Annotated in this window: 16 protein-coding genes; 9 read left to right on the plus strand and 7 right to left on the minus strand. The window is 66.6% G+C overall.

Annotated features, from left to right (window positions below; translation table 11 throughout):
* Positions 1–25 precede the first annotated feature (25 nt).
* Positions 26–760 (minus strand): HAD family hydrolase, encoded by a 735-nt coding sequence (locus tag ASG39_RS03700; protein ID WP_082476892.1) that lies wholly within the window; start codon positions 758–760, stop codon positions 26–28.
* A gap of 274 nt (positions 761–1,034) precedes the next feature.
* On the opposite strand from ASG39_RS03700, the gene rpiA reads away from it, so the two are divergent.
* The 3 genes from rpiA (at position 1,035) to gor (ending at position 3,978) form a co-directional block, all read left to right on the plus strand.
* A complete protein-coding gene (rpiA, locus tag ASG39_RS03705; RefSeq protein ID WP_062592876.1) occupies positions 1,035–1,739 on the plus strand; it encodes a ribose-5-phosphate isomerase RpiA in 705 nt (234 codons plus the stop codon).
* A 67-nt stretch (positions 1,740–1,806) separates the two neighbouring features.
* On the plus strand, positions 1,807–2,385 hold the full coding sequence (locus ASG39_RS03710) for a DUF2059 domain-containing protein (RefSeq protein ID WP_062592878.1): 579 nt from the start codon (positions 1,807–1,809) through the stop codon (positions 2,383–2,385).
* Positions 2,386–2,589: 204 nt separating this feature from the next.
* The gene (gene gor, locus ASG39_RS03715) at positions 2,590–3,978 is read left to right on the plus strand and encodes a glutathione-disulfide reductase (protein WP_062592880.1); all 1,389 of its coding nucleotides are present in this window, start codon (positions 2,590–2,592) and stop codon (positions 3,976–3,978) included.
* On the opposite strand, the gene ASG39_RS03720 is transcribed toward gor, so the two are convergent.
* Positions 3,948–4,205, minus strand: coding sequence for a hypothetical protein (locus ASG39_RS03720; protein WP_062592882.1), 258 nt, complete (start codon positions 4,203–4,205; stop codon positions 3,948–3,950). The two genes, gor and ASG39_RS03720, sit on opposite strands and share 31 nt — an antisense overlap.
* Before the next feature lie 223 nt (positions 4,206–4,428).
* On the opposite strand from ASG39_RS03720, the gene ASG39_RS03725 reads away from it, so the two are divergent.
* Together ASG39_RS03725 and ASG39_RS03730 are read left to right on the plus strand one after the other, a co-directional pair.
* Positions 4,429–5,289, plus strand: coding sequence for a LysR family transcriptional regulator (locus ASG39_RS03725; protein ID WP_062592884.1), 861 nt, complete (start codon positions 4,429–4,431; stop codon positions 5,287–5,289).
* Positions 5,290–5,433: 144 nt separating this feature from the next.
* Positions 5,434–6,813, plus strand: coding sequence for a 3-deoxy-7-phosphoheptulonate synthase class II (locus tag ASG39_RS03730; RefSeq protein WP_062592886.1), 1,380 nt, complete (start codon positions 5,434–5,436; stop codon positions 6,811–6,813).
* A 94-nt stretch (positions 6,814–6,907) separates the two neighbouring features.
* On the opposite strand, the gene ASG39_RS03735 is transcribed toward ASG39_RS03730, so the two are convergent.
* Positions 6,908–7,453: a DUF1003 domain-containing protein gene (locus ASG39_RS03735; RefSeq protein WP_062592888.1), complete on the minus strand. Its 546-nt coding sequence runs from the start codon at positions 7,451–7,453 to the stop codon at positions 6,908–6,910.
* Positions 7,454–7,709: 256 nt separating this feature from the next.
* On the opposite strand from ASG39_RS03735, the gene ASG39_RS03740 reads away from it, so the two are divergent.
* Complete coding sequence (locus tag ASG39_RS03740; RefSeq protein WP_062592890.1) at positions 7,710–9,608, plus strand: methyl-accepting chemotaxis protein; 1,899 nt, start codon at positions 7,710–7,712, stop codon at positions 9,606–9,608.
* Positions 9,609–9,805: 197 nt separating this feature from the next.
* On the opposite strand, the gene ASG39_RS03745 is transcribed toward ASG39_RS03740, so the two are convergent.
* Positions 9,806–11,737: an LTA synthase family protein gene (locus tag ASG39_RS03745; protein ID WP_062592893.1), complete on the minus strand. Its 1,932-nt coding sequence runs from the start codon at positions 11,735–11,737 to the stop codon at positions 9,806–9,808.
* 144 nt (positions 11,738–11,881) lie between these two features.
* Between ASG39_RS03745 and ASG39_RS03750 the strand changes: the two genes are divergently transcribed.
* Positions 11,882–12,706 (plus strand): TolB family protein, encoded by an 825-nt coding sequence (locus ASG39_RS03750; RefSeq protein ID WP_062592895.1) that lies wholly within the window; start codon positions 11,882–11,884, stop codon positions 12,704–12,706.
* Positions 12,707–12,719: 13 nt separating this feature from the next.
* Here the strand turns inward: ASG39_RS03750 and ASG39_RS03755 are convergent, their stop codons facing one another.
* Together ASG39_RS03755 and ASG39_RS03760 are read right to left on the minus strand one after the other, a co-directional pair.
* Positions 12,720–14,009 (minus strand): DUF2865 domain-containing protein, encoded by a 1,290-nt coding sequence (locus ASG39_RS03755; RefSeq protein WP_244481107.1) that lies wholly within the window; start codon positions 14,007–14,009, stop codon positions 12,720–12,722.
* Between the two features lie 157 nt (positions 14,010–14,166).
* Positions 14,167–16,479, minus strand: coding sequence for an NADP-dependent malic enzyme (locus tag ASG39_RS03760; protein WP_062592898.1), 2,313 nt, complete (start codon positions 16,477–16,479; stop codon positions 14,167–14,169).
* A gap of 170 nt (positions 16,480–16,649) precedes the next feature.
* Here ASG39_RS03760 and ASG39_RS03765 point away from each other — a divergent pair, with 170 nt between their 5' ends.
* Both ASG39_RS03765 and ASG39_RS03770 read left to right on the plus strand, forming a co-directional pair.
* Entirely contained in the window at positions 16,650–17,489 is an 840-nt protein-coding gene (locus ASG39_RS03765) for a UDP-2,3-diacylglucosamine diphosphatase (protein WP_062592900.1), read from the plus strand.
* A 186-nt stretch (positions 17,490–17,675) separates the two neighbouring features.
* The gene (locus ASG39_RS03770; RefSeq protein WP_062592902.1) at positions 17,676–18,899 is read left to right on the plus strand and encodes an MFS transporter; all 1,224 of its coding nucleotides are present in this window, start codon (positions 17,676–17,678) and stop codon (positions 18,897–18,899) included.
* Here ASG39_RS03770 and dgcA read toward each other — a convergent pair.
* A complete protein-coding gene (dgcA, locus tag ASG39_RS03775) occupies positions 18,851–19,831 on the minus strand; it encodes an N-acetyl-D-Glu racemase DgcA (RefSeq protein WP_062592904.1) in 981 nt (326 codons plus the stop codon). The genes ASG39_RS03770 and dgcA overlap by 49 nt on opposite strands.
* Positions 19,832–19,844 lie beyond the last annotated feature (13 nt).

Below are 19,844 nucleotides of genomic sequence, written 5' to 3' on the forward strand. Positions count from 1 at the left end.
CGCGCCTCGGAGAGACGCGTGCGTGTCAGGCTGTGCCGGCGAGAAGGCGCTCGACGAGGTCCGGCGTCAGTTCGGTGAAATGGGTGATGACGACGGAGGGGCCGAGCGTTTCCACCGCGACGTCGGAATAGCCGAAGGGCACGGCGATGGACGGGATGGCGGCGTTATGGGCAACGAGGATGTCGTTGCGGCTGTCGCCGATCATCACCGCCCGCGCGGGCGTGCCGCCGGCCAGGCGGATGGTGGCGAGCAGGTGCTCGGCATCGGGCTTGCGCACATCGAACGTGTCGCCGCCGGTGATGGCGGCAAAGCGCGCGGTGAGGCCGAGGCTGTCGATCAGCGTCCGCGCCAGCATTTCGAGCTTGTTGGTGCAGACGGCCAGCAGATAGCCGGCAGCCGACAGTCGGTCCATCGCGTCGAGCACGCCGGGATAGGGCATCGAGGCGCCGGGCATGGTGGCGTGGTAGTGCGCGACGAATTCCTTCATCTGCCAGGCGAGATCGTCCTTGCTCAGCGGCTTGTCGCGCATCGCGAAGGTGCGCTCGATCATCGCCTGGGCGCCATGGCCGACGAGATGCGTCAGGTCGTCATAGCCGACCGGCGCGAGGCCCGCCTGGGTGACCGCATGATTGAGGCTCGCCACCAGATCGGGCGCGGTATCGACCAGCGTGCCGTCGAGGTCGAAGACGATGGTGGCGGGCGGCAGGGCGCCGGATATCGAAGCGGAAGCGGTCGAGGCGGAGGAGAGCGAAGCGGGCATGGGGGCGGGCCTTTGCGGTCTGATGGCGACTGCGGGCGTAAGCGACCGGGCAGCGAAATGCAATCGGTCCGCATCGAGCTTCGCATAATCCCGGGCGCAGGCTCCAGGCTCCCAGGCTCCCGGGCGTTTCGGACGCGCAGCCCCACAGGGGAACTCGCGGGCACCTTCGCAGGGGGTCTTCGCGCCGGGGGCTTTCCTCTGCCGCATGGGCCGTGTAAACCTCCGGGCGGCCGGGCCCTGCCCGGACGACGGGTTCAACGGGAGACAGCGGCGCATGGATGCCCGCCACATGAAGATCAAAGCCGCCGAGGCGGCGCTGGCCCATGTCGAGGACGGCATGCGGCTCGGGATCGGCACCGGCTCGACGGCCGAGGAGTTCATCCGGCTTCTGGCCGAGAAAGTCGCGGACGGTTTTCGCATCGAGGGGGTTCCGACCTCCGAGCGCACGGCGCGGCTGTGCCTCGATCTCGGCATTCCCCTGCGCTCGCTCGACGAGCTGCCGGAACTCGACCTCACCATCGACGGGGCGGACGAGGTCGATCCCGACCTCAACCTCATCAAGGGCGGCGGCGGCGCGCTTCTTCGCGAGAAGATCGTCGCCTCGTCCTCGGCACGGATGATCGTGATCGCCGACGAGAGCAAGGTGGTCGGCACGCTCGGCGCCTTCAAGCTGCCGATCGAGATCAACCCCTTCGGGCAGAAGGCGACGCTGATCGCCATCGAGAAGACCGCCGCGAAACTGGGCCTGTCGGGCGATCTCACGCTCCGCAGCTCGGGCGACGGACTGTTCGAGACCGATGGCGGGCATCTGATCGTCGATGCATCTTTTGGCCGCATTCCTGATGCAGATGCGCTGGCGCGCGAGCTGAACGGACTTCCGGGCGTGGTCGAACACGGCCTCTTCATCGGCATGGCGTCCCTGGCGATCATCGCCGGCGCGGCGGGTGCCAGGATGATGATGGGCGCTCGATCGGCCTGATCCCCACAGACTTTACCGGACGCGTCGAACCGACGCGACGCCCTTGAACATACAGGAGCTATTTCGAATGAACAGATTTGCAGGCCGGGTCCGCGTCTTGACCGCCTTCGTTCTTCTCGCCACGACCGCACCGGCAGCCTTCGCCCAGGACGTGACGGAAGACCACCTGAAGGCTGCGCGCGCCGCCATTTCCGCCATCGGCGCCACCGACAATTTCGACAATATCCTCCCGAACCTCGCCGAGCGCCTGAAGGTCAACCTGATCCAGTCCTCGCCGAACTACCAGGACCTGATCTCGACCACGGTCGATACCAAGGCGCTGGAACTGGCCGGCCGGCGTGCAGACCTCGAGCGCGAAGCCGCGACCATCTACGCCAAGACGTTCACGATCGAGCAGCTGAACGCGATCAGCACCTTCTACCAGTCGGAAGCCGGCAAGAAGCTGCTCAACGACGGCCCGATCGCCTCGCGCGAAATGATGAAGGCGGCCGATATCTGGGCGGCCGGCGTCTCGCGCGACCTGAACGCCGAAGCCACCAAGGCCCTGCAGGCGACGCTCGCACCGCCGGCCGACGCCGCCGGCCAGCCGCCGACGGCTCCGGCCCCCGCACCGGCCACCGCACCGGCACCGGCCCCGGCGCCCTAACCGGCGTCTCCCTGACGAGCGCCAAGGCGCTCTCATGCTGCCGCTCAACGGCCGCTCAACATCTTCAAAGCTCTCCGGGCATCCCGGGGGGCTTTTCTTTTGCCGACCGGGCGCACTATATCAGCGACAGGCCAGCAGGCAGCGCCGGACGGACCGTGCCGCGCCATCTGACCCCTCTCGTCTTCTCGGTCCCCGGAGCCTTCCATGACATCTTACGACTATGATCTCTTCGTCATCGGCGGCGGGTCGGGCGGCGTGCGCAGCGGGCGGGTCGCGGCCTCGCTCGGCAAGAAGGTCGGGATCGCCGAGGAATTCCGCTATGGCGGCACCTGCGTCATCCGCGGCTGCGTGCCGAAGAAGCTCTATGTCTACGCATCGGCGTTTTCGACCGACTTCCGGGACGCGGAAGGTTTCGGCTGGAGCGTCGGCGAGACGTCCTTCGACTGGCGAAAGCTGGTGGCGGCGAAGGACGCGGAAATCACCCGGCTGGAAGGGCTCTACCAGAAGGGGCTCGCCAATGCCGGCGCCGATATTTTCCATACGCGGGCCGAGTTGGTCGGGCCGAACCGCATCAAGCTGCTTTCGACCGGGCAGATCGTCACGGCCGAGCGGATCGTCATCGCCGTCGGCGGCCGGCCGGCCCCGCACGAGGCCCTGCCGGGGCATGAACTGACCATCACCTCGAACGAGGTGTTCGACCTGCCCGAACTGCCGAAATCGATCCTGATCGCCGGCGGCGGCTATATCGCCGTGGAATTCGCCAATATCCTGCACGGGCTCGGGGTCGAGACGACGCTGATCTATCGCGGCAAGGAAATCCTCTCGCGCTTCGACAGGGACATGCGCCAGGGCCTGCACAAGGCGATGGTGGAAAAGGGCATCCACATTCTCTGCGAGGACATCATCGAGACCATCTCGGATGCCGAGACGGGCGGGCGGCTGGTGACGACGCTGAAGGGCGAGACCCTGACCGTGGACCAGGTGATGCTGGCGCTCGGCCGCGTGCCGAACACGCAGGGGCTGGGGCTCGAGGCTGCGGGCGTGAAGACGGACCATCAGGGCGCCATCATCGTGGACGCGTTCTCCCGCACCAGCGCGCCGGGCGTCTATGCGCTGGGCGACGTGACCAACCGCGTGCAACTGACGCCGGTCGCCATTCACGAGGCCATGTGCTTCATCGAGACCGAGTACAAGGGTCGCCCGACCTCGCCCGACCATGACCTGATCGCCACCGCCGTGTTCTCCCAGCCGGAGATCGGCACGGTGGGCCTCTCTGAAGACGAGGCGGCGCAGACGCTCTCCGGCGTCGAGATCTACCGGACCGAGTTTCGGCCGATGCGGGCGACGCTGTCCGGCCGCGCCGAAAAGACGATCATGAAGCTGGTCGTGAACGGCGAGGACCGAAAGGTGGTCGGCGCGCATATTCTGGGGCCGAGCGCCGGCGAGATGGCGCAGCTTCTCGGCATCTCGCTGAAGGCCGGCGTGACCAAGGACGATTTCGACAGGACCATGGCCGTGCATCCCACGGCGTCGGAAGAGCTGGTGACGATGTATGCGCCGAGCTACCGCATCCGCAACGGCGAGCGGGTATAGAACCGGACCGGCTGCGGCCGGGGCGTTCTCGACGGCTTTGCCGGGCGCGGCTGCGCCCCGCCGGTGACCGCCGTGAGGAAAGGCACGATCCAGGTGAGGCCCTCCCAGGCCGGCTGGTCGAGCGGATCGGCGAAGGCGTCCCGCTTTCCGCCGGCGCCGGATGTCTGGCCCCGAGCGGCGGCGCCTGAGCGATGCGAAAGGGCGTGGATGACGAGCTGGTCGCGCATGGATATCTCCTTGGTCAGTGTGCCTGAACCGGACATAGCCATCGACGCGACGCGATCGTAGACGCAGGAATGAAAGGGGCGTTTCATCTGTGTGGGGCGCCGCGCCGGAACCCTTGTGCTATAGGCTGTCGGGCTGCTGACGGGGCAGGGCGGGACCGGACAAGGCAGGCCCGGACAGGGTGGGGCGGGATGAAGCAGATGACCGGCAGAGGTGGGGCTTGCGATGGACGAGACGGCCTGGGACGAATTGCAGCTCTTCCTGCAGGTGGCGCTGGCGGGCGGGCTGAGTGCGGCGGCCGTGCGCACGGGCTTGAGCGCACCCACGATCGGGCGGCGGATGCTGGCGCTCGAAAAATCCCTCGGCCGGACGCTGTTCGAGCGCAGCCAGCAGGGGTACCGGCTGGCGCATGACGGCGAGATTCTGCTCGATCATGTCCGCGCCATGCAGGCGGCGGCCGACGGCATTGCCGGATGGGGCTTCGCCTTTCCCATCGTGACGCTGGCCGGCGACAGCTGGATGGCCGGGTTCATGGCCGACCATCTAAGCGATCTGCGGGGGCCGTCGGATGCGTTCCGGATCTGCTGCAGCGGGATGACGGAGGACCTGGCCTTTCGCGGCGTGGATGTGAGCCTGCTGCCGAAGGCGCCCGCCGCCGGCAATGTGGCGGCCCTGCGCTCCGTCGGCATGCGCTACGCCGTCTATGCCGCACGCAACGCGCCGCCGCAGGCGGAGGGCCGCTGGATCTCGATGGCGACCGATACGGCGCGGCTGCCGCCCGAGCGCTGGGTCTTCGAGAACCACGAGGCCGATATCCACACCTGGACGACGAGCGCCGATCTTCTGCACCGGCTGGTGCGCAACGGTGCCGGCCGCAGCCTGATGCCGGTCTTCGTCGGCGATGCCGACCCCGCGCTCCGGCGGATCGGCGCGCCGATCGCCGACCTCGACCACACGCTGACGATCGTCAGCCACGACGACGAGCGGCGCCGGCCCGAAGTGCGGCTGGTGATCGAGCGCCTGGCGGCTCTCCTGAAAGCCCAGGCCGGCCGGTTTTCCGGCGCCTGCGAGACGGCGACCGCCTGATCGGCCGCGCGCCGCGTCTGGCCTGCCGACGGGCTTTGCAAGCGGCATCTTAACGTCTATAAGCCCGCATCGAAGAGGGCGCCGGAGGAGGCGCCGGTGCGACGAGGCCCGCCGGACGAGGCGGGACCGTGAAAGGCGATCGAGATGGCACAGAACTGGACACCGACCAGCTGGCGGCAGAAGCCGATCAGCCAAGTTCCCGACTTCCCGGATGCATCCGCCCTGGCGGCGACCGAGGCGCAGCTTGCGACCTATCCGCCGCTCGTCTTTGCCGGCGAGGCGCGCAACCTGAAGAAGGCGCTTGCCAATGTTTCGGAAGGCCGCGGCTTCCTGCTGCAGGGTGGCGATTGCGCCGAGAGCTTTGCCGAGCACGGCGCCGACACGATCCGCGACTTTTTCCGCGCCTTCCTGCAGATGGCCGTCGTTCTGACCTTCGGCGCGCAGCAGCCGGTGGTCAAGGTCGGTCGCATCGCCGGCCAGTTCGCCAAGCCGCGCTCGTCCAACATCGAGCGCCAGGGCGAAACCGAGCTTCCGAGCTATCGCGGCGACATCATCAACGGCATCGATTTCACCTCCGACGCCCGCATTCCGAACCCGGAACGGCAGATCATGGCCTACCGCCAGTCGGCGGCGACGCTCAACCTGCTGCGCGCCTTCGCGATGGGCGGCTATGCCAATCTCGACAACGTGCACCAATGGATGCTCGGCTTCGTGAAGGACAGCCCGCAGGCCGAGCGCTACCGCAAGCTCGCCGACCGGATTTCCGAAACGATGGACTTCATGAAGGCCATCGGCATCACGCCGGAGTCCAACCCGTCGCTGCGCGAGACCGATTTCTTCACCAGCCACGAGGCCCTGCTGCTCGGCTACGAGCAGGCGCTGACCCGCGTCGATTCGACCTCGGGCGACTGGTATGCGACGTCGGGCCATATGATCTGGATCGGCGACCGCACGCGCCAGCCCGACCATGCGCATGTCGAATACTGCCGCGGGATCAAGAACCCGATCGGCCTGAAATGCGGCCCGTCGATGACGGCCGACGGGCTGATCGAGCTGATCGATATCCTGAACCCCGCCAACGAAGCGGGCCGGCTGACCCTGATCTGCCGCTTCGGCCACGACAAGGTGGCCGAGCACCTGCCGCGCCTCATCCGCGCCGTGCAGCGCGAGGGCAAGAAGGTCGTCTGGTCCTGCGACCCGATGCACGGCAACACGATCACGCTCAACAGCTACAAGACGCGGCCGTTCGAGCGGATTCTCAGCGAGGTGGAGAGCTTCTTCCAGATCCACCGCGCCGAAGGCACGCATCCCGGCGGCATCCACATCGAGATGACCGGCAACGACGTGACGGAATGCACGGGCGGCGCCCGCGCGCTGTCCGGCGCCGACCTTGCCGACCGCTACCACACGCATTGCGACCCGCGTCTCAACGCCGACCAGGCGCTGGAACTGGCCTTCCTGCTCGCCGAGCGGATGAAGGGCGGGCGAGACGAGAAGCGGATGATCGTCAACGGCTGGGCATGATCCCAGGCGGGATCGTTCAGTCAGCACGAACAGGACAGGGCCGGGGAGCGATCGCCGGCCCTTTCGTTTGCGCACCGACCGTCAAACGACGGGCTCAGTCGCGCCGCGCCTCATAGGCTTCGAGGCGATCGTGGAGGCGGGCGATATTGGCCTGGAGCAGGGCGATTTCCTTAAGGAGGACATCGTCGATCTTGTGGTGCAGCGAGATCAGCTCGATCTCGGATTTCAGATTGACCTCGTAGTCCTTGGAGGCGTTCAGCCGGTCCTTTGCCGCTTCGCGGTTCTGCGACATCATGATGATCGGCGCCTGCAGCGCGGCCACCATCGAGAGGACCAGGTTGAGGAAGATGAAGGGATAGGGATCGAAGGCCTCGCTCTGCGTCAGAAGCACGGTGTTGAGCAGCGCCCAGCCCGCGAGGAACACGAGAAAGCTGATGATGAAGCCCCAGGAGCCGCCGATGCGGGCGATCTGGTCGGCGACGCGGTCGCCAACGCTCTGGCTCGCGACGAAGCTGGCATTGACGTCTTCCGACAGCGTCTGGCGCGCATGGGCCCGACCGAGCACGTGGCGCTCCACCCGGCCCAGCGCGGTTGCCGGTTTGTTGAAGAGGCGGCGGGATATATCTTCGATGCTGGACATGCGGGCTCCGGGTCCTGGACGGGATCTCTGCCAGCGATGTCGCCTTGTTTCCGGCGGAACTGTGTCGGTTCGCGCCGGCAAACGAATCGGACCCGCCGGATTTTGGGTAAGTTAAGCCTTAGTTATCCGTTTCCGCGCTAAAAATGCTGCTGCGCGATGTGCGGCACTCCCGATGCGCCTTTGACGGACATGAGTCCTCGTTTTTCCCCCTTACCTGTCTGTTTGCGCGGTGATGCGCTTCGCCGGAGTTTTCCGCATGTCGTTTCAAAATCTTTCCATCCTGAAAAAGGTTGGGCTGGTCGTCCTCGTCATGGGACTGTCCTCGGCCGCCATCGCCACCGTCGGAATCCAGGGTATCGGTGCGCTGGAGGATACGATGGTCTCCGTCGGTGCGCGCGAAGAGGTGGCCCGCGAGGCGATGGATCTTCGGGTGGACGTCATCTCGATCAGCCGCATGACCTATCAGCTGGCGGCCGATCCCGCCAAGGCCGCGGATGTCCGCACGGAATCGGCGCGGCGGCAGGGCGAAATGCTGGCGCGACTGCCCAAGATCGCGCTCGCCGCCGACGACACGCAGCGCGCCCAGCTGAAGACGGTGGCGGAGAAACTTCAGGCCTACTTCGCGACGATCGACACGATGGTGGAGGCTGCCGCTGCTCCGGGCGCCAGCAGCGCCTCGATGACGGCACCGCTGGCTTTGGCGCTCGATGCGCAGAAGGCGGTGACGACGGCGGTCAAGGCATACAGCACCTATTCCGGCGACGCGCTGGCGGCTGCCCGCTCCGCCGCGCTCGACAGCTCGTCGATGACGATGTTCGTTGCCATCGGCGCGGCCGTCGCGGCCATCGCGCTCGGCGGTTTCGTCAGCCTGCTCGTGGCGCGCCGCGGCATCGTCGCGCCCGTGCGGGCCATGACCGGCGTGATGCGCGAACTGTCCGAGGGCCGGCTCGATGTCGGGACCATGGACACCGCGCGGCGCGACGAGATCGGCGAAATGGGCCGCGCGCTCGACGTTTTCCGCCGCAACGCCATCGCCATGCGCGACATGAAGGCGCAGGAAGCCGCCCTTCAGGCGAGCAGCAGCGACCTTCAGTCGAGCATCGCCTCCGTCGTTGCCGCAGCCGTTGCCGGCGATTTTACCGCGCGCATCGACCGCGACTATGGATCGCCCGATCTCAACCGCTTTGCCGCGAGCGTCAACGAGCTCGTCGGCAGCGTCGACAATGCGATCGCGGAACTTCGTCGCGTCATCGAGGCCCTGTCGCAGGCCGACCTGACGCAGAGCATGAACGGCCGCTTCCAGGGCGCCTTCGGCGAGCTGCAGGCCAATGTCAACGCGACGATGGTGACGCTGCGCTCGACCATGGAGAGCGTGCGCGGCGCGGGCTCGACGATTTCGGAAAGCTCGGCGGAACTGAGCGGGGCGGCCAACGATCTGTCCAAGCGCACCGAGCAGCAGGCCGCAGCGCTCGAGGAGACGGCCGCCGCGCTGGACGAGATCACAGCCACGGTGCGCACCTCGTCCACCCGCGCCCATGAGGCGCAGGAGATGGTGCGGGAGACCAAGGAGAGTGCGGCGCGCTCCGGCGCGATCGTGCGCAGCGCCGTCGATGCCATGGAACGCATCGAAGGCTCTTCCAGCCGCATCGGGCAGATCATCGGCGTCATCGACGAGATCGCCTTCCAGACCAACCTTCTGGCGCTGAATGCCGGCGTCGAGGCGGCCCGCGCCGGCGAGGCCGGACGCGGCTTTGCCGTGGTCGCCCAGGAGGTTCGCGAACTTGCCCAGCGCTCGGCCAATGCGGCCAAGGAGATCAAGACGCTGATCAGCGCCTCGGCCACCGAAGTGGCGGGCGGCGTGACGCTGGTCCGCTCCACCGGCGCAGCGCTGCTGGAGATCGAGACGCTGGTCAATCAGGTCAACGCCCATGTCGAGAGCATCGCGACGGCGGCGCGCGAGCAATCGACGGCGCTCGGCGAGATCAACACCTCCGTCAACCAGATGGACCAGATGACGCAGAAGAACGCCGCCATGGTGGAGGAAACCACCGCCGCCAGCGAAACGCTTGCCGACCAGAGCCGCCAGTTGCAGCAGCTCCTCGCCCGGTTCCGGCTGGAGCAGGGCTACGACACCGGCGCCCGCCGCGCGGCGTAAGGTTTTACAGGCGCGGACGGGACGAGAGGGGTGCGGGCGATGTCCGCGCCCCTTTCTGCGTTTCGGCACGGCGGTGTTTTGTGCCGTGGACTTGCCAGCCGCCGCATCCCTCTCCGTCAGTCCGGGCTTGACCCGGAATGACGGTTGAGGAGGGGCCAGAGGCATGGGGAGGCGCCGATCGGCGCCCCCGCCAGGCGTCACATCGCCGGCTGGGGGAAGAGTTCGCCGTGGGTCTCGAAGAAGCGGTCGGTGCCGTAGCGTTTGCCGAACATCATGTCGTGCTGGAGAAAGCGGTAGTCGCGCAGCACGGGGGCGATCTTCTTGTTGCGGGACCAGGCTTCGGTGTCCTTGCCGGCGGCGTCGATCAGCATGTAGCGGTCGATGACGTGGTAGCGGTCGAAGACGTCGCCGAGAAAGGCGGTGTAATAGGGGTGCTCGAAGCCGCCGGTCTTCAGGATCTGGTAGGACAGGAAGGCCGGGCTGATGGTGCCGACGTTCTTCACGGGGCCTGTCTTGTTCGACCAGATGACCAGCGGCGTCTCGTGGCTCGAGGCCATCTGGTCGACCGTGCCCTTGCGCGAGGCCGTGACGTCCGGCATGTAGCCGGTCGAGGTGTAGACCGTGTTCAGCGGCGGCAGGTGATCGCCAAAGAGCACGATGATCGTCTCGCGGTCGCGCTCCTTCGCCCAGTCCATCAGCATCTTCAGGCTGTCGTCGGCCTCCTTCACGCCCTGTGCATAGGTGGCCAGAACCTGCCGGTCGGTCTCCGGCAGATCGCCTTCGACCTTGATGGTGTTCTGCGCATAGCGATTGGCCTCGTATGGGCCGTGGCCCTGCAGCGTCACCGTGAAGAAGAAGAAGGGATCGCGCAGCTCGTCGGCCTGGCGCATGATCTCCTTCGTCAGGGCCTCGTCGGAAGCGAAGATGCCGCGCTTTTCCATGGGCGGCAGGCTCTCCTCCGAGCGGAACTGCTCGAAGCCGAAGGATTTGTAGACGGCGCTGCGGTTCCAGAACCAGCCCTGGAACGGGTGGACGGCGCGCGCGACATAGCCTTCGCCGCGGAAGAAGGTGGCAAGCGACGGGATCGGATTGCGGATATATTGCTGATAGGGAATGCTGCCATAGGGCAGGAACGCGTTGGAGAAGCCGGTTAGCGCCTCGAACTCGACATTGGCGGTCATGCCGCCGAATTCCGGGGAAAACACGTTGCCGGATTGCATGCTTCGGATCGTCGGCATCGGGTCCGGCGAGAGCGTAACGTTCGGCAGGCGCGTCGGATCCCAGAAGGATTCGCTCATGAGGACGATGACATCCGGCTTGCCGCGATGCGTCGTGCCGGCGGCGACCGGCTCGGTCGGGATCTTGTCGATGGCATCGGCCATGTAGCCCGCGGGCGCGGCGACATTGGCCATCGGCAGGTTCAGCACGAAGGCGAGCGTGAAGCCGTTGTGGCGATAGTTCTCGGCCTGGTCCCACATGATGGGAATGATCTGCAGCCGGTCGCGCACCCAGGAGAACTGGTTGTAGTCCATCAGGTGATAGAAGCCGCCGAGGAGCGGCAGGGCCACGGCAAGGCGGGCCAGGCGCTGCTGGCGCGTGAGGCGCGGGAAGCGGCGCCAGGCGTGGCGGATGAGCCAGGTGAGGCCGGCCAGCGACAGGACGAGGCCGACCGCGATGGCGATGGCCGTGCCCGGGCGATCGCGCACCAGCACCGGCATCAGCTCCATGATCTGGCGGCCGAACAGGAAGTCGGTGGGATAGAGCGGATCGGAGAGGAAGATCTGCTTCTGGCGCGTGGTGACGGCCGGCACCAGAGCGAGCGGGGCGATGAGGACGATGCCGTATTCCGCGCGGCCGGCGATGGCATCGACGGCGAGGAACAGCAGGAAGAAGATGAAAGCCGTGACCCAGGCCGGGCGTGCGGGATCGAGAAAGAAGGCGGTGGCTTCGGTCGCGGAATTGCGCGCGATCCATTCGACGACGAAGATCAGCGAGACGGCGAGCAGGAACGAGACGACGACGCTGCGGACGTTGGACAGAAGCCGCGACGGGCGTGCATCCTGCGCGCCGGTGGACCCATAGACGTCCGCGGAGGGTCTTGCGTTCACGGCAGACTGAAAACTCGCCATGGCCGGCTCCCTTCACAAATTCTTCGCATGACTGTCATATCGGTGTCATGTTGAACAGAGGATGAATGTGCTTTCCCATGCACAATGCGCGTGATCTCCCGCGGATCGCCGGGATAAGAGGAAGCCCGCGCGAAGGAGGACGAGATGCGCAGTTCGGTCGAACTATACAGTGTGGAGACGGGCGAGACGCGCGTCGTCTGGCAGACGGACCGGCTGGTCGAGGCGCCGAATTTCACGCCGGCCGGCGACGGGCTGATCCTCAACGGCGACGGCCGGCTGCTGCGTATCGGTCTTGCCGATCCGGTGCCGGAGGCGATCGATACCGGCTTTGCCGATCGTCTCAACAACGATCACGGCCTCTCGCCGGATGGACGCCGGCTCGCGATCAGCGACAAGACCGAATTCGGCAAATCGGCGATCTACACGCTGCCGATCGGCGGCGGCGTGCCGACGCTCGTGACGCGCAACCTGCCGTCCTACTGGCATGGCTGGTCGCCGGACGGGACGCGGCTTGCCTATTGCGGCATTCGCGACCAGGTGTTCGATATCTACACGATTGCGGTCGAGGGCGGCGAGGAGACGCGGCTGACCCATGGCGAGGGCCGCAATGACGGGCCGGACTATTCGGCGGACGGGCGCTGGATCTATTTCAACTCCAGCCGATCGGGCCGGATGCAGATCTGGCGAGTACCGTCCGAAGGGGGTGATGCGGAGCAGATCACCGACAGTCCCTATGGCGACTGGTTTCCGCATCCCTCGCCGGACGGGCGCCACCTGCTCGTGCTTTCCTACGATGGCGATGTGTTCGACCATCCGCGCGACCTGACGGTGCGGCTGCGGCTGATGGATGCCGATGGCGGACAGGCGCGGACGTTGTTCGCGCTCTTCGGCGGTCAGGGGACGATCAACGTGCCGAACTGGTCGCCGGACGGCAAGACGTTCGCCTTCGTCCGCTACGCGCCGGAATGATCGACGCCTGGCGTCAGTTCGTCTGCTCCGGCTGATAGCCGGGGCCTGCGGGATGGTGCAGGTCGATGGAGGATTCCTCTGTCGGCAGGAAGGTCGGGCCGACCTGACGGACGCGGTTGGCCTTGGGGTCGTAAGGGCGCTCGTGGATCTCGCGCGGTGCGGCGTCTGCCGGCGCCGTTGCCGTTGTGGTTTCTGGCAGAAGGCTTTTCGACGCGGCGGGATCGGTGGTGATGGACACCACGGCCTTGTCGGAGGGCGTGCTCATCCGCGGGGCCGGGGCATCGCCCGGCAGGGTGGAGAAACCGGCGCCGGACGACCTGGCGGCCGCGGCGTTCGGCAGGCGGCAGCCGCACTGGCTGCGGCTTGCGGGGCTGCCGCTCTTATAGGCGAAGGCCGTGGGAAGATCCGTATAGGGATTGCCGGTGCCAGCCGAGATCATGTCCTGCGTCTCGCCGGACAGCGGATGGAAATAGAGTTCGGTCTCGGCGCCCGGGCAGCGGGCGCTGCAGGCCTGCGCGTCGCGCGCGAAATCGTCGGGCGTCGCATTGGCGGAAATCGGGAAGAACGAGCCGTCGCAGGTGCGCACGCACATGGTCCGCAGCGGGCCATCCAGCGTCAGCCGGTGCAGGTCGGGGGCGGAGAGATCCGAGAGCGACGGCTCGGACACCGCGCCGTCGGAGGGGCCGCGCAGGCTCGTCTCCTCGCTGCCGATCGGCGGGAGGTCCGCGATGATATTGCGAAAGCGGCGCGGCCGTGACTCGTCGATTCCCAAGTCTGCGATCCCCAGGTCTGCGTCCGTGCCGGCGTTCATGGTGGCATCCGGGCCCGAGACCGACGCGCTGACGAGATCGCTATCGATCGCCTCGCAACGGTTGGTCTGCATCGCGACCAGCACGCGCCGGCGCTCCGCATAGCCGGCGGATCCTGCGATGTCCTGCCGGCGGCGGGCTTTCATGTCCTCGAGGTCGGCGCTGATCGCGGCGATGCGGTTGTCGAGATCGGCGCAGGCCTCCTCGTTGTCGCCGTTGATGACGGTCACGCTCTCCGTGCTGCAGCCGAGCGCCCGCTGCTCGCTGCGCGCGCTGCGCAGCTCGATGTTTCGCCGCGAGATGGCGCCGGTGAAGTTTCGCTGGCTGGCCTCGCCGAAACCGTCTCGCCCGTTGTCACGGTCGTTCGACGTCGCCTCGGGAAGGTCGGCAAGGCGCGCATGGAGCCTGTCGCAGAGCGTAGACGCTTCGGCGCCCGCTGACAGGAACAGAAGCGGCGCCAGCACTGCGGCCATGGAGAGTCTGCGGATCGTCAAACGTCTTGCCTGCATCTGCGAAATTGGTCGATCTCGGATAGATCGCAAGGTCCGCGCCATTCCGGGCGCGGTCGAAGGTTCATCATAGCCGCTTTCCGGTCCGCCGCAACGCGCCCCGCGATCACTTTCGCGGGGACGCAGGGTTCTGCCGCACGCTTCAGACCGGGTGTGACGCTTCTACCACGGCCAAGGCCGCCATATTGACGACGCCGCGCGAGGTGACCGAGGGCGAGAGGATGTGGGCGGGCAGGGCGGCACCCAGCAGGATCGGCCCGACATGCAGGCCGTCGATCATGCTTTTGACCACGCCGAAGGTGATGTTGGCGGCGTCGAGATTGGGGAAGACGAGGAGGTTGGCGTCCTCGTGCAGCGTCGTGCTCGGCATGACCCGCTTGCGCAGGACCGTCGAGATCGCGGATTCGCCGTGCATTTCGCCGTCGGCTTCCAGATCGGGCGCCAGTTCGCGCACGAACTCCATCGCCCGGCGCATCTTGCTGGCGCTTTCGGACTCGCGCGAGCCGAAGTTGGAGTGGGAGACGAGGGCGGCGCGCGGGGTGATGCCGAAGCGCTTGATCTCCTCGGCCGCCATGATCGTCTTCTGCGCGATCTCTTCCGAGGTCGGGTCGAAGGTGACGAAGGTATCGGTGAAGAAGGTCGCGCCGTGCTGCGAGATCAGAAGGCTCATGGCCGAGAAATCGAGCGCGCCGGGCCGCTTGCCGATGATCTGCGCGATGTCGCGCAGATGGCGGCTGTAGCGGCCTTCGAGGCCGCAGATCAGCGCATCCGCCTCGCCGCGCTTCAGCGCCAGGGCGCCGATGACGGTGTAGTTGGTGCGCACGGTGGTGCGGGCGGCTTCCGGGATGACGCCGAGACGGCCGACCATGGAGAGATACTGGTCGACGTAATCCTTGAAGCGGCGGTCGCTTTCCGGATTGATGACCTCGAAATCGACCTCCGGGCGGATGCGCAGGCCGAACCGCTTCAGGCGCGATTCGATGATCTGCGGACGGCCGATGAGGATCGGCAGGGCCGTGCCTTCCTCGAGCAGGACCTGGGCGGCGCGCAGCACGCGCTCGTCCTCGCCTTCCGAGAAGATGACCCGCTTCTTCTCGGCGGCTTTCGCCAGCGTGAAGATCGGCTTCATGATGAAGCCGGAGCGGAACACGAAACGGTTCAGCTGGTCGAGATAGGCGTCGAAATCGGCGATCGGCCGGGCGGCGACGCCGCTGTCGGCGGCAGCCTTGGCGACCGCCGGGGCGATGCGCAGGATCAGCCGCTGGTCGAAGGGCGAGGGGATGAGATAATCCGGCCCGAAGATCGGCGTTTCCTCGGAATAAGCGCGGGCGGCGACGTCCGACGGCTCCTCGCGGGCAAGGCCGGCGATGGCGCGCACGGCGGCCATCTTCATTTCCTCGTTGATCGTCCGGGCGCCGCAATCGAGCGCGCCGCGGAAGATGTAGGGAAAGCAGAGGACGTTGTTGACCTGGTTGGGGAAATCCGAGCGGCCGGTGCAGATCATCGCGTCCGGCCGGGCGGCGCGGGCGAGATCGGGCATGATCTCCGGGTTCGGATTGGCAAGCGCCATGATGAGCGGGCGTTCGGCCATCTGCGCGAGCAGTTCGGGCTTCAGCACGCCGGCGGCGGACAGGCCGAGGAAGACGTCGGCATCGGCGATGCTGTCGGCCAGGACCCGGTTGTCGCTCTTCTGGGCGTAGATCGACTTCCACTCGTCCATCAGCACCTCGCGGCCCTCGTAGACGAGGCCTTCGAGATCGTGGACCCAGATGTTTTCGCGCATGGCGCCGAGTTCGACCAGGAGATTGAGGCAGGCGAGAGCCGCGGCACCCGCGCCCGAGGTAACGATCTTCGCCTTGGCGATATCCTTGCCGGCCAGTTCCAGGCCGTTGAGGATGGCGGCGGCGACGATGATGGCGGTGCCGTGCTGGTCGTCGTGGAAGACGGGGATGTCCATCTTCTCGCGCAGCTGACGCTCGACCTCGAAACATTCCGGCGCCTTGATGTCCTCGAGATTGATGCCGCCGAAGGTCGGCTCCAGCGCCGAGACGACATCGACCATGCGCGCGATTTCCGGCGCGTCGATCTCGATGTCGAACACGTCGATGCCGGCGAATTTCTTGAAGAGGACGGCCTTGCCTTCCATTACGGGCTTGGAGGCGAGCGGGCCGATATTGCCGAGGCCGAGAACGGCGGAGCCGTTGGAGACCACCGCGACGAGGTTCGCCCGGGCCGTGTATTCGGCCGCCATCGACGGATCGTCGCGGATGGCAAGGCAGGGGGCTGCCACACCAGGGGAATAGGCGAGCGCGAGATCGCGCTGGTTGCCGAGTGGCTTGGTGGCCTGGATCTCCAGCTTGCCGGGCCGTGGGTATCGGTGGAAGAACAGCGCCTGTTCGTCAAGATCGCCGCCGGCCGGTGTCTTCGGTGTCGTCGTGTTATCGCCACTGCTCATTGCGCAATACCCTCTCTCTGAACGGGGTCCTTTTGGCATGATTTCGCGGGTCCGTACAGTTCGCCGGTCGGGTTTTGGCCGCGTTCTCACGTTCCCGGACGCCATTGTCACGCTCCTGAAACAGGAGTCTGTTTTCAACCATGTCAGGACCTGAAACGCGGAGACACCAGATGGACAAGAGAGTGAGCGAACCCGCCGTCCGGCACTATCGGACCCTGTTCATTTCCGACGTGCATCTCGGCTCCAAGGCCGCAAAGACCGATTACCTGCTCGACTTCCTGCGGCTGCACGATGCCGATACGATCATTCTCGTCGGCGACATCGTCGACGGATGGCGGCTGAAGCGCTCCTGGTACTGGCCGCAATCCTGCAACGATGTGGTGCAGAAACTGCTGCGCAAGGCCCGCAAGGGCACGCGGATCATCTATATCCCCGGCAATCACGACGAGTTCCTGCGCGCCTTCCCCGGCACGCATTTCGGCGGCATCGAAGTGGCCTCGCGCCACATCCACGAGAGCGCCGACGGTCTGCGCTATCTCGTGCTGCACGGCGACGAGTTCGACGTCGTGGTGCGCAATGCCCGGCTGCTCGCCTATCTCGGCGACTGGGCCTACGACACGGCGATCGTCATCAATATCGGTCTGGCCGCCGTGCGCCGGCGGCTCGGCATGCCCTACTGGTCGTTCTCGGCCTGGGCAAAGCAGCAGGTCAAGCACGCGGTCAACTTCATCGGCGCGTTCCAGACGGTGGTTGCGGCCGAAGCCCGCAAGGCCGAGGCGGACGGCGTGGTCTGCGGACATATCCACCATGCCGTGATCGAGGATATCGACGGCATCCGCTACATGAATTCCGGCGACTGGGTGGAAAGCTGCACGGCGATCGCCGAGCATGCGGACGGACGCATGGAGCTGATCACCTGGAACGTGCTGGCCGGTGTGCCGCAGGCGACCGAGGACACCAGCGAGGCGCAGGCTCTGGTCGGGTCGTTTCTCGCGCGTCACGCCGCTTGAGGCGACGTGCCCGGCGACGTGCCCGGCGCCGGATGGTGTCGGAGTCGGGATGACCGGCAGGGCGATATTCCCGCGCTCTCCGTCAAAAATGACGTGCTCCGCTCCGGTGGAACGCATAATACCGGCCGGAGAAGAGCATCCCGACACCGATTCCGGTCTCTGGATGGTTGCAGCAGGTCGTTCCCGATGGATTCTCCTTTCCCGTCCCGGCTGTCCGAGCCGGCCCCGCCGTCGCGATTCGTGGTCCGGATCGCGCTGCTTTTCAGTGCGCCGCTGTTCATCAACGGCTTTGCCATGCCGTTCTTTCCCGTCTGGCTGTCGTCGCTGTCGTTCGACGCGGCGCAGATCTCGATCATCCTCGCGGTGCCGATGTTCGTGCGGGTGTTTTCGGCGCCGGTCGCGGGCATGATCGCGGACAGGCTCGGAGAGCGGACGCGGCTGTTGCTCTGGTCGGCCGGCCTGTCGCTTCTGACGGCGCTCGGGCTGTTCGTCTCCCACGGGTTCTGGGTGGTTCTCGTCGTCTATACGCTGCAGGGCGTGGTCTATTCGCCCTATGTGCCGATCGTCGAGGCCGTGGCGCTGACCGGCGTGCGGCGCTGGGGGTTCGACTATGCGCGGATGCGGCTCTGGGGGTCGATCGCCTTCATCTGCGCGACGATGATCGGCGGCGCGCTGATGAGCCGGTTCGGTGGCGCGATGGTGCTGCCGGCGATGACGGTCGGTTTCGTCGCCATGGTCGCGGTGACGTTTCTGGCGCCGCGGGTCGGCGCCCCGCGTCGCCCGTCCACGCTGACGACGCTTGCCGATCCCCCGCCAAAGGCCTTGCGGGCGCTGGATATCCAGCTGCTGCTGATGGGCGTCGGGCTGGTGAACGGCAGCCACGGCATGCTGTTTGCGTTTTCGGCGCTTTACTGGACGAGCATCGGCTTTTCCGGAACGGAGGTCGGGCTGCTCTGGAGCGCCGGGGTTGCGGCGGAGATCGCGATGTTCGTGGCCGCCAAGATGATTCTCGTCCGGGTCAGCCTCTGGGCGATGATCTTCACGGGTGCGGGCCTCGCCATCCTGCGCTGGCTGCTCTTCCCGCTCGATCTCGGCTTCTGGGGCTATTTCGCGCTGCAATGCGCCCATGCCTTCACCTATGCGATCATGCATACGGGGCTGCAGACCATGCTGGTGCGGCGCGTGGCGGAGCGGCAGGAGACGGCGGCACAGGGGCTCTATTTCTTCTATACGGGCATGTTCACCGCGCTCTGCACCTTCGTCTCCGGCATTTTCTACGGCTGGTTCGGGGTGCACGGCTTCCTCGCCATGGCCGTCGCCGCCTTCATCGGCTTTGCGCTCCTGATCGTCGCCTGGACGCTTCAGCCCCAGAGTTCCGGCTCCAGCGGCATGAGCAGCGAGCCTTCGTAGCGCAGGCCGGGCTCGCGATCGCGCGACAATAAAAGCGGGCCGTCGAGATCGACGAAGGCCGCACCCTGCGCGACGAGCGCCGCGGGCGCCATGGCAAGCGAGGTGCCCACCATGCAGCCGACCATGACGTCGAGGCCCAATGCCCGCGCCCGGTCGCGCATGTCGAAGGCGTGGGTGAGGCCGCCGGTCTTGTCGAGCTTGATGTTGACGGCGTCGTAGCGGCCGGCGAGGTGATCGAGATCGGCGATGGTGTGGACGCTTTCATCGGCACAGACGGGGACGGGCCGGGAAAGGCGGGCCAGGATCTCGTCGCGGCCGGCCGGCAGCGGCTGCTCGACGAGCGCGATGCCGGCTTCCTCGCAGACGGCGAAATGGGCGGCGAGATTGTCTTCCGTCCAGGCCTCGTTCGCATCGAGAACGAGGATCGTTTCGGGCGCGGCCCGTCGCACGGCACGGATGCGGGCGGTGTCGTCGGCGGTGCCGACCTTGACCTTGAGCAGCGGACGGAAGGCGGCCTCTGCGGCGCGCGCGGCCATGGTCTCGGCGTCGGCCAGCGAAATCGTATAGGCGGTGACGAGCGGCTGCGGCAGGGACAGGCCGGCGAGCTGCCAGACGGGCAGGGCGCTCTTCTTCGCCTCCAGATCCCACATCGCGCAATCGACCGCATTGCGGGCGGCGCCGGGCGGCATGATGCGGGCGAGTTCCGCCCGGCCGATGCCGCGCTCGATCGCGTGGCGGCAGGCTTCGATGGCCTCGACCACACTTTCGATCGTCTCGCCGTAGCGGCCATAGGGGACGCATTCGCCGATGCCGCTCGACCCGCCCTCGCGCAGCCGGCAGGTGACGACGGAGGCCGCCGTCTTGGAGCCGCGCGAAATGGTGAACGCGCCCGCAATGGGAAAATGTTCGACGGTGATCTCAAGCGTGGTCATCTGCGTATAGCCC

The organism is Rhizobium sp. Leaf371, from assembly GCF_001424045.1.
Classification (GTDB): domain Bacteria; phylum Pseudomonadota; class Alphaproteobacteria; order Rhizobiales; family Rhizobiaceae; genus Ferranicluibacter.

Bases quoted from the DNA above. Each gene is read 5' to 3' on its own strand.
- ASG39_RS03700 (WP_082476892.1), bottom strand. From the start codon at position 760: ATGCCCGCTTCGCTCTCCTCCGCCTCGACCGCTTCCGCTTCGATATCC.
- rpiA (WP_062592876.1), top strand. From the start codon at position 1,035: ATGGATGCCCGCCACATGAAGATCAAAGCCGCCGAGGCGGCGCTGGCC.
- ASG39_RS03710 (WP_062592878.1), top strand. From the start codon at position 1,807: ATGAACAGATTTGCAGGCCGGGTCCGCGTCTTGACCGCCTTCGTTCTT.
- gor (WP_062592880.1), top strand. From the start codon at position 2,590: ATGACATCTTACGACTATGATCTCTTCGTCATCGGCGGCGGGTCGGGC.
- ASG39_RS03720 (WP_062592882.1), bottom strand. From the start codon at position 4,205: ATGCGCGACCAGCTCGTCATCCACGCCCTTTCGCATCGCTCAGGCGCC.
- ASG39_RS03725 (WP_062592884.1), top strand. From the start codon at position 4,429: ATGGACGAGACGGCCTGGGACGAATTGCAGCTCTTCCTGCAGGTGGCG.
- ASG39_RS03730 (WP_062592886.1), top strand. From the start codon at position 5,434: ATGGCACAGAACTGGACACCGACCAGCTGGCGGCAGAAGCCGATCAGC.
- ASG39_RS03735 (WP_062592888.1), bottom strand. From the start codon at position 7,453: ATGTCCAGCATCGAAGATATATCCCGCCGCCTCTTCAACAAACCGGCA.
- ASG39_RS03740 (WP_062592890.1), top strand. From the start codon at position 7,710: ATGTCGTTTCAAAATCTTTCCATCCTGAAAAAGGTTGGGCTGGTCGTC.
- ASG39_RS03745 (WP_062592893.1), bottom strand. From the start codon at position 11,737: ATGGCGAGTTTTCAGTCTGCCGTGAACGCAAGACCCTCCGCGGACGTC.
- ASG39_RS03750 (WP_062592895.1), top strand. From the start codon at position 11,882: ATGCGCAGTTCGGTCGAACTATACAGTGTGGAGACGGGCGAGACGCGC.
- ASG39_RS03760 (WP_062592898.1), bottom strand. From the start codon at position 16,479: ATGAGCAGTGGCGATAACACGACGACACCGAAGACACCGGCCGGCGGC.
- ASG39_RS03765 (WP_062592900.1), top strand. From the start codon at position 16,650: ATGGACAAGAGAGTGAGCGAACCCGCCGTCCGGCACTATCGGACCCTG.
- ASG39_RS03770 (WP_062592902.1), top strand. From the start codon at position 17,676: ATGGATTCTCCTTTCCCGTCCCGGCTGTCCGAGCCGGCCCCGCCGTCG.
- dgcA (WP_062592904.1), bottom strand. From the start codon at position 19,831: ATGACCACGCTTGAGATCACCGTCGAACATTTTCCCATTGCGGGCGCG.